This is a genomic window from Xenorhabdus eapokensis, assembly GCF_001908105.1.
The window spans coordinates 156,451-172,072 of record NZ_MKGQ01000006.1 but is presented as its reverse complement, the minus strand read 5'-3'; the positions used below and the strand labels follow the sequence as shown (position 1 = coordinate 172,072).

13 protein-coding genes, 1 other RNA gene and 1 pseudogene are annotated in these 15,622 nt (G+C 44.8%); 4 read left to right on the top strand and 11 right to left on the bottom strand.

Annotation, left to right across the window (positions count from 1 at the left end):
- Nucleotides 1-96: 96 nt before the first annotated feature.
- The 8 genes and pseudogenes from Xedl_RS33535 to Xedl_RS06690 all read right to left on the bottom strand — a co-directional run.
- Nucleotides 97-356: pseudogene (locus tag Xedl_RS33535) on the bottom strand (IS1-like element transposase); the annotation flags it as partial.
- Between the two features lie 202 nt (nt 357-558).
- The gene (gene gcvP / locus Xedl_RS06720) at nt 559-3,435 is read right to left on the bottom strand and encodes an aminomethyl-transferring glycine dehydrogenase (protein WP_074023053.1); all 2,877 of its coding nucleotides are present in this window, start codon (nt 3,433-3,435) and stop codon (nt 559-561) included.
- 141 nt (nt 3,436-3,576) lie between these two features.
- Nucleotides 3,577-3,969 carry a glycine cleavage system protein GcvH gene (gcvH, locus tag Xedl_RS06715; protein ID WP_074019259.1) on the bottom strand — a complete coding sequence of 131 codons (393 nt, stop codon included), beginning with the start codon at nt 3,967-3,969 and terminating at the stop codon, nt 3,577-3,579.
- A 23-nt stretch (nt 3,970-3,992) separates the two neighbouring features.
- Nucleotides 3,993-5,090 carry a glycine cleavage system aminomethyltransferase GcvT gene (gene gcvT / locus Xedl_RS06710; RefSeq protein ID WP_074023052.1) on the bottom strand — a complete coding sequence of 366 codons (1,098 nt, stop codon included), beginning with the start codon at nt 5,088-5,090 and terminating at the stop codon, nt 3,993-3,995.
- 373 nt (nt 5,091-5,463) lie between these two features.
- Nucleotides 5,464-6,711, bottom strand: a complete 1,248-nt coding sequence (gene ubiI / locus Xedl_RS06705) for an FAD-dependent 2-octaprenylphenol hydroxylase (protein WP_074023051.1) — start codon at nt 6,709-6,711, stop codon at nt 5,464-5,466.
- Nucleotides 6,712-6,724: 13 nt separating this feature from the next.
- Nucleotides 6,725-7,915, bottom strand: a complete 1,191-nt coding sequence (ubiH, locus tag Xedl_RS06700; RefSeq protein ID WP_074023050.1) for a 2-octaprenyl-6-methoxyphenyl hydroxylase — start codon at nt 7,913-7,915, stop codon at nt 6,725-6,727.
- Nucleotides 7,916-7,939: 24 nt separating this feature from the next.
- Nucleotides 7,940-9,256: a Xaa-Pro aminopeptidase gene (gene pepP / locus Xedl_RS06695; RefSeq protein WP_074023049.1), complete on the bottom strand. Its 1,317-nt coding sequence runs from the start codon at nt 9,254-9,256 to the stop codon at nt 7,940-7,942.
- A gap of 83 nt (nt 9,257-9,339) precedes the next feature.
- Nucleotides 9,340-9,945, bottom strand: a complete 606-nt coding sequence (locus tag Xedl_RS06690) for a YecA/YgfB family protein (RefSeq protein ID WP_074023048.1) — start codon at nt 9,943-9,945, stop codon at nt 9,340-9,342.
- Nucleotides 9,946-10,209: 264 nt separating this feature from the next.
- Between Xedl_RS06690 and zapA the strand changes: the two genes are divergently transcribed.
- The 3 genes from zapA (at nt 10,210) to Xedl_RS06675 (ending at nt 11,496) form a co-directional block, all read left to right on the top strand.
- The gene (gene zapA, locus Xedl_RS06685; RefSeq protein WP_074023047.1) at nt 10,210-10,515 is read left to right on the top strand and encodes a cell division protein ZapA; all 306 of its coding nucleotides are present in this window, start codon (nt 10,210-10,212) and stop codon (nt 10,513-10,515) included.
- Nucleotides 10,516-10,662: 147 nt separating this feature from the next.
- Nucleotides 10,663-10,846, top strand: a non-coding RNA gene (ssrS, locus tag Xedl_RS06680) — 6S RNA.
- A 53-nt stretch (nt 10,847-10,899) separates the two neighbouring features.
- Nucleotides 10,900-11,496: a 5-formyltetrahydrofolate cyclo-ligase gene (locus tag Xedl_RS06675; protein WP_074023046.1), complete on the top strand. Its 597-nt coding sequence runs from the start codon at nt 10,900-10,902 to the stop codon at nt 11,494-11,496.
- 109 nt (nt 11,497-11,605) lie between these two features.
- On the opposite strand, the gene serA is transcribed toward Xedl_RS06675, so the two are convergent.
- Together serA and rpiA are read right to left on the bottom strand one after the other, a co-directional pair.
- Nucleotides 11,606-12,847 (bottom strand): phosphoglycerate dehydrogenase, encoded by a 1,242-nt coding sequence (gene serA, locus Xedl_RS06670; protein WP_074023044.1) that lies wholly within the window; start codon nt 12,845-12,847, stop codon nt 11,606-11,608.
- 270 nt (nt 12,848-13,117) lie between these two features.
- On the bottom strand, nt 13,118-13,777 hold the full coding sequence (gene rpiA / locus Xedl_RS06660) for a ribose-5-phosphate isomerase RpiA (protein WP_074023042.1): 660 nt from the start codon (nt 13,775-13,777) through the stop codon (nt 13,118-13,120).
- Between the two features lie 172 nt (nt 13,778-13,949).
- On the opposite strand from rpiA, the gene Xedl_RS06655 reads away from it, so the two are divergent.
- Complete coding sequence (locus Xedl_RS06655; RefSeq protein WP_074023040.1) at nt 13,950-14,855, top strand: LysR family transcriptional regulator ArgP; 906 nt, start codon at nt 13,950-13,952, stop codon at nt 14,853-14,855.
- Here the strand turns inward: Xedl_RS06655 and Xedl_RS06650 are convergent.
- Nucleotides 14,852-15,586, bottom strand: a complete 735-nt coding sequence (locus Xedl_RS06650; protein WP_074023038.1) for an oxidative stress defense protein — start codon at nt 15,584-15,586, stop codon at nt 14,852-14,854. The two genes, Xedl_RS06655 and Xedl_RS06650, sit on opposite strands and share 4 nt — an antisense overlap.
- Nucleotides 15,587-15,622: the final 36 nt, after the last annotated feature.

The window sequence follows — 15,622 nt, the reverse complement described above, 5'->3', positions numbered from 1 at the left end:
CGCCGGAGATGCAAGACTCGCTACGTAGTGATCTGGCTAATCTTCTACGACGGGGCTTTCACCCGCAAGAAACAGTGCAGCTTTTCCCAGCGCACCATCTATTTCACAGATAAGCTGAATGTTATTTCCAGTAAGGGACAACGTCGTTACGTTTCGGGGCGTGAGGTTTTTAACGTTTTCATGACAGTGGCGGTGGCGACTTTCAGGATCCGGGCGGTGTCACGAATTCCTCCGTTATTCATCGCTATGTCGACAATCTGCGCTTTAACGTCGGGTTTGCAGGCTTGGTAGGTGTATTCCAACTGAAAAACCTTGCAGCAGGCATAACAGCGATAACGCTGATGTCCGCTATTTCCTTTTAATATAATTTAGCTATAACCAATCATAGAAAAACAAAAGACTTTTACGCCAAATGAAAAAAGCGCCTGAAGGAACTGAGTTTATATTAGTTTTATCTTATCCATTGAAGAAGTAATAATTTTATTGATAAAAAAAGCAGTGTTAGAAACCTTTCCTAACACTGCTTTCGATGAGTCTCGTTAATTAATTTATTTATAACTAACGATAATCTTCAATTGGCGCACAAGAACAATGTAAATTGCGATCACCGTAAACATCATCAAGACGTTTAACCGTCGGCCAGTATTTATTGGCTTTCGTTTCCGCAGTTGGGAAAATAGCTATTTCACGGCTATAGGCATGATCCCAATCAGAAACCAGTTCAGTCTGCACGTGTGGAGCATTGACTAATGGGTTGTCTTCCAACGGCCATTCTCCGCTTGCCACTTTGCTGATCTCTTGCCGAATTGCTAGCATTGCATCAATAAAGCGGTCAATTTCAACCTTACTCTCTGATTCCGTTGGTTCAACCATCAAGGTTCCCGCAACTGGGAATGACATGGTTGGTGCATGGAAACCATAATCTATTAGACGCTTAGCGATATCCATCTCACTAATGCCGAATTCTTCTTTCAGTGGGCGAATGTCCAGAATACATTCGTGAGCAACATACCCATCACGTCCGGTATAGAGGATTTCATAAGCATCTTTCAGGCGGGCTGCAATGTAGTTTGCATTCAGGATCGCAACCTGGCTGGCCTGTTTCAGCCCTTTTGCTCCCATCATGCGAATATACATCCAGCTAATTGGCAGGATGGATGCGCTGCCAAATGGCGCTGCGGATACTGCACCTAATGTAGTAACTTCATCCATTTCAACCACTGAATGACCTGGCACAAATGGGGCAAGATGTTTTTTCACACCAATCGGTCCCATGCCTGGACCTCCACCACCGTGTGGAATACAGAAGGTTTTATGCAGGTTCAGATGCGAAACATCTGCACCAATAAAGCCCGGAGTTGTAATCCCGACTTGTGCGTTCATGTTCGCACCATCGAGATAAACCTGCCCCCCGTTTTGATGGATAACTTGGCAAATCTCACGGATGGTTTCTTCATAGACACCGTGCGTTGACGGGTAAGTCACCATGATACAGGCAAGATTGTCACTGTGTTTTTGCGCTTTTTCACGCAAATCGACCAGATCGATGTTGCCTTCTTTGTCACAGTCCACAACAACAACGGTCATTCCTGCCATATGAGCAGAAGCCGGATTTGTGCCATGCGCAGAGCTTGGAATTAAGCAAATATGGCGATGTTGTTCACCACGGCTGGCGTAGTAACGACGAATGGCCAGCAGACCGGCGTATTCTCCTTGTGCACCGGAGTTTGGCTGCATACAAACAGCATCATATCCCGTCAAAAGAACCAACCAATGGGAGAGTTGGCCGATCATCTGGTGATAACCCTGTGCTTGTTCTGGTGGGCAGAAAGGGTGCATATCGGTGAATTCAGGCCAGGTAATCGGCATGATTTCCGCCGCTGCATTCAGTTTCATAGTACACGAACCCAGCGGGATCATAGCTTGATTCAAGGCCAGATCTTTACGCTCCAGACTGTGCATATAACGCATCATGTCGGTTTCGCTGTGGTAGCGACGGAAATTATCATGGGTCAAAATTTCGTCATTACGCAGCATAGAGGCAGGAATAGATTGGCTGCCTGTCGTGATTTCACGATCAAGAGCACCAATATCCAGCACGGTGTCAGAACCTGTTATCACTTGATACAGGGTTACCAAATCATCGCGGCTGGTTTTTTCACTCAATGATACACCCACGGCACCAAGAATATCGGTACGCAAGTTAATTTGTGCTTTAGCCGCTCTTGCCAGTACCTGAGCCTTATCTGATACTTCAATCGCCAATGTATCAAACCATGTCTTATGACGCAGTGTGATACCCGCCTTTTGCAAACCCGCAGCCAGAATATCTGTCAGTCGGTGAATACGGCGAGCAATACGCTTCAAACCTTCAGAACCGTGGTAAACAGCGTACATCCCCGCAATATTTGCCAGTAAGACTTGAGAAGTACAGATATTGGAATTCGCTTTTTCACGACGAATGTGCTGTTCGCGGGTTTGCATCGCCATACGTAGTGCTCGGTTACCCGCTGCATCACGGGAAACACCGATAATACGACCCGGCATGGAACGTTTGAATTCATCGCGGCAAGCAAAGAAGGCAGCATGAGGGCCGCCATATCCCATCGGCACACCAAAACGCTGTGCAGAACCAAATACAATGTCGGCACCTTGTTTACCTGGCGCGGTCAATATGACCAGAGCCATGAAATCCGCGGCAACGCTGACAATGATTTTGCGCTCTTTCAGTTGTGCAATCAGGTCACTGTAATCATGGACTTCACCCGTCGTTCCTGTTTGTTGCAGCAAGACACCAAAGACTCCTTCCAGTTCCAGTACCTTTTCTGCTTTATCAACAATGACTTCAAATCCAAATGTTTCGGCACGGGTACGTACTACATCCAACGTTTGTGGATGAATATCATCCGTCACAAAGAAACGTTCAGCCCCTTTCAGCTTGCTGATCCGTTTTGCCATTGCCATCGCTTCTGCGGCTGCTGTTGCTTCATCCAGTAGTGAAGCTGAGGCAAGATCTAAGCCGGTCAGGTCAATAGTGACTTGCTGGAAATTCAATAACGCTTCTAATCTACCTTGAGAAACTTCCGGTTGATAAGGGGTATATGCGGTATACCAGCCCGGATTTTCCAGCAAATTACGCAAAATAACGGGGGGAAGAATGGCGGGGGAATATCCCATACCGATATACGATTGATAACGCTGATTCTGGCTCGCTATTGCTTTCAATTCAGCCAGAGCCTGTTGTTCAGTCACGCCTTCCCCAACTGCGGGAGGCTCTGATAATGCGATATCACGAGGAACGATTTTATGGGTCAGATCATCAAGAGAATTTGCACCTACTATCGCCAGCATCTCTGTTTGCTGTTCAGCAGCAGAACCAATGTGACGACGAATGAATTCATCTTGATTTTCAAGTTGGATTAATGTCTGAGTCATTGATGATATTTCCTGAAACTCGCTATGCCTTTATCTTTCAAGTTACGGTTTTGGTGCCTGTCACTTGAAATCTATTGGCTAGAAAAAACGGCACAAAAAAAACGCCCCATTCACAAGGTGGTATGGGGCGATTCAAAAACACTACTCGTCTTCTTCCAAGAGTGACCGATAGCTTTCAGCGTCGAGCAAATTAGCAAGTTCACTCTCATCGGTTATTTTAATGCGGAACAGCCAACCTTCGTTATAGGGTTCACTGTTCACTAATTCGGGAGAACTTTCCAGGTCAGGGTTAACCGCGATAATCTTACCACTCACTGGTGCGTAAATATCAGAAGCTGCTTTGACTGACTCTACAACAGCACAATCATCACCACTATTTACCTCTGTACCTATTTCAGGCAAATCAACAAATACCATATCTCCCAATAAATTCTGGGCATGTTCAGTAATACCTACGGTATATTCACCATTTCCTTCCGAGCGAACCCATTCATGTGATTCTGTATATTTCAATTCTACTGGTACATGACTCATCGTTGCCTTCTCCTTGTTTTTCTTCAATCTACAAGTGATTTGCCCATCCGCACAAAGCCAGGTTTAACAACCTGAACAGGAATTTCACGATTACGGATCTGGACAACCGCCTGTTCACCAATACCCTGCGGTACACGTGCAAGGGCTATACTAAATCCTAAGGTTGGGGAGAATGTCCCACTGGTAATGACTCCAGAACGTATTTCGCCGGAACCATCAGTGAAACTAACAGTTAAACCACCACGTAATACCCCTTTTTCACGCATGACCAGTCCAACTAATTGTTCGGTGTTCGTTTCGCGTTGTCTTTCCAATGCTTCCCGACCAATGAATTGACGATCTTCCGGTTTCCAGGCAATTGTCCAGCCCATGTTGGCGGCCAGCGGTGAAATAGTTTCATCCATTTCTTGACCATACAGGTTCATGCCCGCTTCAAGACGCAATGTGTCACGCGCCCCCAATCCTGCGGGTTTTACCCCTACAGCCAACAATTGCTGCCAGAAATCTGCCGCATGTTCTTTAGGCAGTGCAATTTCATAACCAGCTTCACCGGTATAACCCGTCGTTGCAATAAAGAGATTTCCCGACTGGACGCCAAAGAAAGGCTTAATGCCGCTGATTGCCTGCTTCTGTTCATCACTTAGCAGTGATTGAACTTTGACTTGCGCGTTTGGCCCCTGAACAGCAATCAGAGCTAAATCATCACGTACAGTAATCTCAACGTCATATTCTTCAGCATGTTGGTTAATCCATGCCAAGTCTTTCTCGCGGGTCGCTGAATTCACAACCATGCGATAAAAGTTATCAGTGAAGAAATAAACAATCAGGTCATCAATGACGCCAGCGGAAGCATTTAACATTGCGCTATACAGTGCCTTGCCCTGCTCGGTCAGTTTGGCAATGTCATTGGCCAGAAGATAACGGAGAAAATTACGACAACCTGTACCGTGTAGATCCACTATTGTCATGTGGGAAACGTCGAACATACCGGCATCAGTACGCACTGTATGATGCTCGTCGATTTGTGAACCATAGTGTAGGGGCATCATCCAGCCATGAAAATCTACCATGCGTGCTCCGCATGCCAGATGTTGATCATATAGTGGGGTGTGTTTTGACATTATTTCCCTCTTTACATTCTTGACATGAAAACATTCGTGACCTGAAAAAAACATACGGCGCATTAACCGGCAGGTGTTGGATCATGAAGCAAAGAAACGGTTAATCACGCAAACGATACCTTGGGATCAGAAGTTATCACTGAAACAGGAAATGAACCATAAAATAAATTTGCCACGTGGCAGCGGAAATCTAAAAAAAATCTTATTGTCATGCAGAATTTTTGTCTAATTTTTTGCACAAAAACATTCAAAGTTTTTAACAAACGGCAGAAAACAATCTTTTTTGATTGAAAAAAGGCTAAAGTATGAAGTAAACCGACTTAACACACTTTAGCCTGATATGAGAAAAACTAATTCTAATTCACGAGCTGAATTAGATTTTTTCAACCGAAGAGGTTTGAGAGATCAGCCAATCAGGAAGGTCATTGAGCCCCATTGCATGACGAAGCAATTGCGGCTTCATTGCCGGTAAGTGATCAGCCAAGGCTAATCCAATACCGCGCAATAATTTTTTGGCTGGATTGTTGCCATCAAATAGCTGACGAAAACCCTGCATACCTGCAAGCATGACCGCCGCACTGTGTTTACGACGACGCTCATAACGCCCTAAATAGAGATACTGGCCGATATCTTTTCCTTGCTGGTTTAAACGGCTCAATTCACCTATCAGTTCTGCCACATCCATAAATCCGAGATTAACCCCCTGACCAGCCAGTGGGTGGATAGTGTGTGCTGCATCGCCCAAGAGTGCCAATCGATGAGCGGCAAAATTGCGGGCATAACGCCCCGTCAGTGGAATGGCTTGTCGATCACTGATCAGTTCACATTGACCAAGACGCATATCAAATGTCGCGCTTAGCTGCCGATTGAACAACGCAGGTTCCATAGATTTGCGCTGTTGCGCAGATTCAGCCGGTAATGACCACACAATTGAACATAAGTGAGGATCAGGCAGGGGCAGGAAAGCCAGTATGCCATCACCGTGGAAAACCTGACGCGCGACACCTTCATGAGACTCTTCAGTACGAATTGTCGCTACCAATGCATGGTGTTCATAATCCCAGAAAGTCAGCGGAATATCTGCATGTTGACGCAGCCAAGAGTGGGCACCATCTGCACCCACGACTAAGCGTGAAGTCAGCATCCTTCCATCAGATAAAGTGATGAAAGCTTCGTTTTCTCCCCAGGCAACATTCTTAAGAGCAGATGGCGTAAAGATCATCACATCTGGCAGATTTTCCACGCGTTGCCAGAGTGCTTGCCGGATCACACCGTTTTCAATGATATGTCCCAGGTGTGTCAGGCCATTTTCCGCAGCATTAAACTGAATACGCCCGAAACTGTCCTGATCCCAGACTTCCATTCCCTGATAAGGACTGGCTCGCATTGCGAGAATATCTTGCCAGACACCAAGATGGGTGAGTAATCGTTCACTGGCTGCATTGATGGCTGAAACACGCAACGCATATTTATCATTGGCATCAAATGGCTTTGTCGGTGGGTGCGCTTCTACAATCGCGATGCGCAAACCACTACCTTGCAAACCATTACCTTGCAAACCACAGGCCAGCGCAAGGCCAACCATTCCGCCCCCTGCGATCACCACATCAAATGATTGCATTCTTTCTTTCCTCTTAATCTGCCAATGGCGACGGTGCAACCCAACCTAATGTCTGACGGGTAAAGAGATCCCGCATAGGGGGTAACCTTTCCATTGTCATCAAACCAAAATTACGCCCAATTTTTAACGGTAAGTCGTCATTGGCAAATAACCTGACCAATCCATCCGTGATCCCAATGGTGGTTTCACGATCGGCCTGACGCTGTTGCTGATACTGTGCCAGAACTTTATAGGAGCCAATATCCTGCCCAGAAGTGGCCGCTGTTGAAATGATTTGGGCTAAAGTCATCACATCGCGCATTCCTAAATTAAAGCCCTGCCCAGCGATCGGATGCAAGGTTTGGGAGGCATTACCTACCAACGCCAGACGGTGGCTAATTTGCCTGCTGGCTGTCGACAACGCCAATGGATAACTATGGCGTTGACCGGTTTCCAGCATTTTCCCCAAACGCCAGCCAAATGCTTTTTGTAGCTGTTGGAGAAATTCATGCTGGCTCCAGTTATTGACTTCTGACTGTTTTTCCAATGGGTGACACCATACCAGTGAACTACGCCCTTCCGACATAGGTAACAGCGCTAATGGGCCATGTTTGGTAAAACGCTCGAATGCCCTTCCTTGAGGATGTTCAGCAGTCAGCACATTGGCAATAATTGCTGTCTGCTCATAAGATCGCCGTTGGAACGGTATATTGCACGCCTGGGCTATCGCAGAGTGGCTACCATCGGCCGCGACCAGCAGTGCTCCTGTCAGTTTTTCGCCATTATTCAACGAAACCACTACAGAACTTTCTAGACGTTCAACGGAACTCACTTTAGCCGGACAGTAAAGTTTAATATTCGGAGATTGTTTTAATAAATCAAAGAGATGAATTCCAGCATTATGCAATTCAATGACATTGCCCAATGCCGAAATATCATAATCACTGGCGCGGATGTTGACGAAACCGCTATTACCGCGGTCGCTGACATGAACGTGAGTTATTGGGGTAACACAATGTTGCAATGCAGGCCAAATACCGATCTGATGCAAGCGCTGACATGTTCCATAAGCCAAGGCAATAGCCCTTGCATCAAAACCAGGATGTTCCTTGGTAGGTTCTGCTGCTTCAATCAAGGAGACGTGCAATTGCCCCCGACTCAGCGAAGCAATAGCCAGAGCTAATGTCGCTCCCGTCATTCCTCCACCCACAATAATCACATTCATTATAACTTCCTGATTACTTTAACCTTAATGGTGCTTTGCCTGTGCCATCAGAGCTTCTATCTCATCTGGATCTTTCACGACAAGCTCAGTCAGGTTTTCATTTCCTGTTTCCGTTATCACAATGTCATCTTCAATACGGATACCGATACCCCGATATTCCGGCGGCACATCTGCATCGGGTGCAATATAAAGCCCTGGCTCTACAGTCAGCACCATACCAGGCTCCAGAATTCGATCGCGATCAACGCCGTAATCGCCGACATCATGTACATCCAGCCCCAACCAATGGCTCAAACCATGCATGAAAAATTGACGATAAGCATTGGTTTCGATCAATTGTTCGACTTCACCATGCATAATTCCCAATCTTACCAATCCCTTCACCATGACACGTACAACCTGTCTCGTGACCTCGCTTATGCTGATGCCTGGTCGGTACAGATCCAAAGAAAGGTTGATAGCTTCCAGCACAATGTCATAAATTTCACGTTGAGGACGCGTAAACTTGCCATTTACCGGAAATGTCCGTGTGATATCGCCGGCATATCCCTGATATTCACACCCCGCATCGATTAACACTAAATCGCCATCTTTCATGCGACGTTCATTCTCGGTGTAGTGCAGGATACAGGCGTTTTCTCCCGCGCCAACAATCGTGTTATAAGCAGGGTAACGGGCGCCCTGATAAGTAAACTCATGGTGAATTTCGGCTTCAAGCTGATATTCAAACATACCAGAGCGGCAAACCTGCATCGCCCTGGTATGCGCCTGAGCACTGATTTCTCCCGCTTTGCGCATGATTTCTAATTCAGCTTCTGACTTAAACAGACGCATTTCATGCAGCCACGGGCGCCAGTCTGCTATGACTGTTGGTGTCTTGAAGTTACGACGGCTGTTTTTGCGCAATTTGTCCAAAGCACCAAAAACGATGTTATCCGCGGACTCAAATTCTCCTTGAGCGTGATAAACCACTTCCAAGCCATTCAACAACAAATAGAGTTGTTCATCGAGAGCATCGAATGGCAGAGCACGATCCACCCCCAATTTTTCCAATGCAGCTTCTTGTCCAAGACGACGACCAAACCAAATTTCCGCAGTCAAATCGCGAACACGATTAAACAACACACTGTGATTGTGAGTATCGTCGCTTTTGATCAGTATCAGAACCGCTTCCGGTTCACTGAACCCGGTCAGATACAGAAAATCACTGTGCTGACGGTAGGGATATTCACTATCTGAATTACGTGTCGCAGGCGGAGCCGAAAAAATAATAGCCGCACTGGCCGGTGCCATTTTTGACAATAATGCCTGACGACGGGATAAATATTCTTGTTTAGTCATACCCTCTCCTGCAATTCCATGTTATTAGTTGGTATACCCCTTATCTTTCAAGGCTTAGAAATTTATAGGGTGAAGACCACCAATCAGTGCAATGTTGGTTTGTCATTTTTTGCACTGCCTGCGGTTTTAGGTGTCACTAACGCGATATAACAGAGTTGAACCGCAACACGGACATATTCCAACACTTCTTCAAGGGCTTGCGAGAGTTCTTCCTGATCTTCGTCTTCATCATAGCCCAACATGCCGATGTTACGTAAGTCGGTGATAATTTCCTGAATTTCTGGCTTTTCTATCATTTTAGGATTGGCCACGCCCAATCCGAGCAGAAAATGGTTCACCCATCCCGCTAACGCATCTGCGCATTCAAAAACCTCTGCTTCTTCATCAGGAAGCAACAGATGGAACGCAAAATTATTGTCATCCAGCAATTCAAATGTCGTTTCGTACAATTCCCTAAGCGGCAGAGCCAAAACTTGAGAAAATGCCAGACCATCATTTGCCAGATCATGCACCAATGTTTGCCAACTACTATCGTGCTTTCCGCTATCATGATTTCCACTACCATGATTTCCACTACATAGTAACCCACTGATTAAGCCATGCATTTCTGCGGCTGTCAGGGCAACGGACTGTTGATGCAAAATTTCATCAAATGATTGATAATTAGGTAATGAGTTTTGTATAGACATGTATATTGATCATCGTTGGCGATATAAGTTTATGCTATGCTACCATCAAGGGGAGTCGCTATACCAGACAGCACACACCGATATAAGGAGGGAGGCTTTTGGTATTGTACGGTAATGATTGGTGTCGGCCTTGTTTTATACCATAATTTACTCTATGCCCAATAGATCTCAAATTACAGCTCTGCCAGCCAAGCCGCAATTTGAGAGATAAGGGATATATATCAACATCAAGGTATCGGCACAATAATAAATCAGGAAGGTGTCATGTCTGCACAACCAGTAGATATTCAGATTTTTGGGCGGTCATTACGTGTCAATTGTCCAACAGAGCAGATTGAAGCGTTGCAAGCTGCTGCTGTGGAACTTGATCAGCGTTTGCATAACCTTAAAGAACGCACCAGAGTCACTAACACTGAGCAACTGGTTTTTATTGTGGCACTGAATGTCTGTCACGAGTTGGCACAGGAGAAGATGAAAACCCGTGATTATGCTTACAATATGGAACAAAAAATAAAAATGCTCCAGCAATCCATTGAAAAGGCACTGTTAGAGCAAGGTAAAATTACCTGATACTCCGACCCTTCAACGTAATCTTGTTGATAAATCAGGCAGTAATCACTATAGATTAATATAAGCAGTTGCTTTCTTCGTTCAGTTCCATACAATAGGCTTCATAGCATTGTTTAAAGCCTATTTAGGTAGTTTAAGCAGCAAAAATTTTCTCTGAGGTGTTCGTGAGCAGGGAAGTCCCCTGAGCCGATATTTCATCTCTATAGAATGTAGTGCTACGTTTCTTGTGAGCATGCTTGGCTAGACCAAGAAGCCTAATAGCAACGACTCTGCGTTCACCTTGAACCAAGGGTTCAAGGGTTACCACCTGTAACGGCATCTTGGAGAACCTCTCATTTTTATCTGTGTTGTATCCTTTTCTGCGTTAATTAACAGGCAGGTATCATGCAATCAGATTCTTCTCTTTCTCTGCGCCAATCCATTAGAAAAAAAATTCGACAACTACGTCAAAATCTATCTCCCGAACAACAATCACAATTTGCCAGGCAAGCCGTTAAACAGGCCATTGCTCACCCCAAAATCCAGCAAGCTGATAAAATTGCCCTCTACCTCTCCTTTGATGGGGAATTAGATACACGTACGCTAATTCAACAACTTTGGCAGCAAAACAAACAGGTCTACTTGCCAATATTGCACCCTTTCAGCCAGAATCACCTGCTATTTCTCCGTTATTGCGCTGACACCCCTCTTATTTGTAACCGCTTTAATATCGAAGAGCCTCAGTTGGATATCCGGCAGGTTTTACCCATCTCTGAACTTGATGTCATGTTTATTCCTTTGGTCGCTTTCGATTGTGCAGGGCAACGCCTGGGAATGGGCGGGGGTTTCTACGATAGGACTCTGGCGAAATGGCAACAACAGAATTTTTATCCGATTGGATTAGCTCACAATTTTCAGTTAGTTGAGAAACTACCTAGTGAAAATTGGGATATTCCTCTGCCAGAGATCATTACACCAGAAAAAGTATGGCAATGGATATGAATTAGTATTCTACTCAGTGAGTTAACAGGGACTATTGTGCTTTCAATAGTCCCTTATTTTTAATGTGTTTCGTCTTAATCAATAATGACCTTTTAACCAGCCATATATTTTAGTAAAGCAAGCGAGAACGGATCGTGCCTGGCAAAGATTTCAGTTTCTGCAAGACCAGCTCAGCTTGGGTTGAATTCTGCGTTGTGATATCAATCACCACATAACCAATATTGCTGTCAGTCCGCAAATATTGGGCATCAATATTGATTTCTTGCTCAGTGAACACTTGGTTAATGCTGGTCAAGATACCTGGGCGATTTTCATGGATATGCAGTAAGCGGTTAGTATCCTTGGCATGAACAGGGAGTGATACTTCGGGGAAATTGACCGCCGATAATGTAGAACCATTGTCAGAATATTTGACCAGTTTACCTGAAACTTCATAACCGATATTTTGCTGGGCTTCTTGCGTCGATCCCCCAATATGTGGCGTCAGCAGTACGTTATCAAACTGGCTTAATGGTGAGATGAAAGGATCACTGTTTGTTGCCGGTTCATGGGGAAAGACGTCAATCGCCGCACCAGAGAGATGCCCTGTTTCCAATGCTGTGCTAAGTGCATCAATATCGACTACAGTACCACGTGATGCATTGATCAAAATTGAGCCTGGTTTCATCAATTCCAGTTCTGCTGCGCCAATTATATTTTTGGTTGACGCTGTCTCAGGAACATGCAGGCTCACAACATCGCTCATATTCAACAATTCAGACAAATGATGAACTTGCTGTGCATTACCTAATGGCAATTTATTTTCAATATCATAGAAATAAACATTCAGGCCAATATTTTCAGCCAAAATGCCAAGCTGTGTACCAATATGCCCGTAACCGATAATACCTAATTTTTTTCCACGGGCTTCGTAGCAGCCTTTTGCCTGCTTATCCCATATTCCATTGTGGGCTTTTGCATTCGCCTCAGGAATACGGCGCAATAGCAACAACAACTCACCTAATACCATTTCGGCGACCGAGCGAGTATTAGAAAAAGGGGCATTAAATACCGGAATACCACGCTTTGCTGCGGCTTTCAGATCAACCTGGTTAGTGCCAATACAAAAACACCCAACTGCAACCAGCTTTTCCGCGGCAGCGAAAATCTCTTCGGTCAATTGGGTACGAGAACGAATTCCGACAAACCGAGCATCACGAATCGCTTCTTTTAATTCTTCAGGTTCTAATGCCCCTTTATGATATTCAATATTGCTGTACCCTGCCGCTTTCAGGCTATCTACTGCACTTTGGTGAACACCTTCCAACAGCAGAAATTTAATTTTGTCCTTTTCTAAAGATACCTTAACCATTTACCCGCCCTAGTTGTACTTACTTTCATAATGCATATCGATGCCACCAAAATAACAAAAAAAACAGTAACGGCAATACAATCGATTGCTTATATTACAGAATAAGCAATAGTAAATAAGTTGTTATGCAAAGTAAAATAATTCGTTATGAGATAAAGACAGGATTTTGAGGTTTTTTTAGACAAGATTGTGATATATATCACTAAATTTTCTATTTTGAATAAATATCAAAATATTTTGAGGGCAGGCTATTCTGCCCTCAATAAATGATTATTCAGTGAGCGTCTTAACGCCACCCGCAGTACCTACCAGTACTACATTCGCTCCTCGATTAGCAAAGAGTCCCACCGTTACCACGCCCGAAATTCCATTGATCTTATTTTCTAACTCAATGGGATCGACAATAGAGAGATTGTGAACATCCAGAATATGGTTGCCATTGTCTGTTACTACATTTGCACGATAAACCGGTGTTCCGCCCAATTTCACCAGCTCACGAGCCACATAAGCCCGTGCCATTGGGATAACTTCAACTGGCAGAGGGAACTTGCCTAACACATCGACTTGCTTAGACGAATCAATAATACAAATAAATTTCTTCGCAACCGCCGCGATGATTTTTTCTCTGGTTAACGCTGCGCCGCCGCCTTTGATCATCTGCATTTGGCCATTAATTTCATCAGCACCATCAACATAAATATCCAACGTGTCAACCTCATTACAGTCAAACACAGGAATACCGAGACTTTTCAATTTCTCAGTCGATGCATCTGAACTCGACACTGCACCTACAATTTTATCTTTGATAGTGCCTAACGCATCAATAAAATGTGCTGCGGTAGAACCTGTACCGACACCGACAATTGTGTCTGGTTTAACGTATTCCAATGCTGCCCAACCTACTGCTTTTTTCAGTTCGTCCTGAGTCATATTGATCACAGCCTATAATCAGTTACAAGGAAAAATCTGACGGCTAGTATAAACAATATTGGCTCACCTCATGCAAAAATATGGCATAGTGCTCAATAGTGTTAATTAGGCCACATAATGTTTAATATTGAGCTGTAATACAAAAGAGCAAACATGGAGAACCTTATTTTCAATGAAACGTCCTGATTACCGATCATTGCAAGCACTCGATGCAGTGATTAAAGAACGTGGTTTTGAGCGAGCAGCGCAAAAGCTTTGTATTACCCAATCAGCGGTATCCCAGAGAATCAAGCAATTAGAAAATATGTTTGGTCAACCGCTATTGGTACGCACTGTTCCTCCCCACCCGACAGAACAAGGGCAAAAGTTGCTGGCGCTATTACATCAGGTAGAACTGCTGGAAGCGCAATGGCTTGGTGATGAAAATAGTAATGAGATCCCGTTATTGCTTTCTCTGGCTGTTAATGCGGACAGTCTGGCGACGTGGCTCTTACCTGCTCTTCACCCTGTTTTGTCTGATTTGCCTATTCGGCTAAATATTCAGGTGGAAGATGAAACCCGAACTCAAGAGCGTTTACGGCGGGGGGGAGTTGTCGGAGCGATTAGTATTCAGCCCCATCCCCTGCCAAGCTGTTTGGTTGATAAATTGGGTGCCCTGGATTACCTGTTTGTAGCCTCTCCCGCGTTTGCAAACCGTTTTTTCCCGCATGGCGTCACGCGTTCAGCATTACTGAAAGCACCTGCGGTTGCATTCGACCATTTAGATGATATGCATCAAGCATTTTTACAACAGAATTTCGATCTATCGCCGGGGAGTGTGCCCTGCCATATCGTGAATTCTTCGGAAGCCTTCGTGCAATTGGCAAAACAAAGTTCGACTTGTTGTATGATCCCACACTTGCAAATTGACAAGGAGATAAAAGCCGGCGAGTTAGTCGATCTAACACCCGGGCTGTGCCAACGCCGTATGCTTTATTGGCATCGTTTTGCTCCGGAAAGTGGAACGATGAGAAAAGTCACTGACGCCCTGCTAAAACGAGGGCGCCAGATGTTACGTCAGGAAGATGAAACTCATTAACGCTGTAATTCAAAAACGGCATCAACGTGATCAGAAAACTCAATACTCTGTGGTTCGTAAGTTTCACTGGCTGAGTCAGAAGCTGGGGCGGCCAACAGATTTGCCTGATATTTCAGGCGACTGATTGGGACAGGCACAGCTTCAGGCGCACGGTAATTAATGCTATATACAGGGCCTAATTTACTGTTAAATCCTTTTGCCAAAGTAGTTGCCTGTTGAATGGCATTCTCAATGGCTTTTTGTCTGGCTTCATCGCGATAACGTTGCGGGTTACTTACACCAAACTGAACGGAATTAATCTCATTCAGCCCTGCTTTCAGGGCGCCATCCAATAAGGCATTCAGTTGCTCCAGCTTGTGAACTTTCACTTCAACCGAACGCGACGCCCTATAACCCGTAATACTTGATTTTCCACTCTTTTGTTCATATTGATATTCTGGCTGAGTGCGTAAGTTGGCGGCATCAATATCTTTCTTTTCGATGCCACTGTTTTTCAGAAAATCAAAATATTTCGCAACGCGCCTGTCTACTTTGTTCTTTGCTTCTGCCGCACTCTTTTGAGTTTCACTCACATGGATGACCAAAGTAGCCATATCTGGTGTCGCTTTAATTATCGCGTTACCAGAGGTGGAAATATGGGGAACAGAGAGTGAGTCAGCGGCGGAAGCCGTCATGCAAGACAGGCTTCCTAAAGCCATCATCGCAGCTAATACCAGTGATTTACGTTTCACAAGACCTCCAAAATGACATGAATAAGGCGCTTTCAG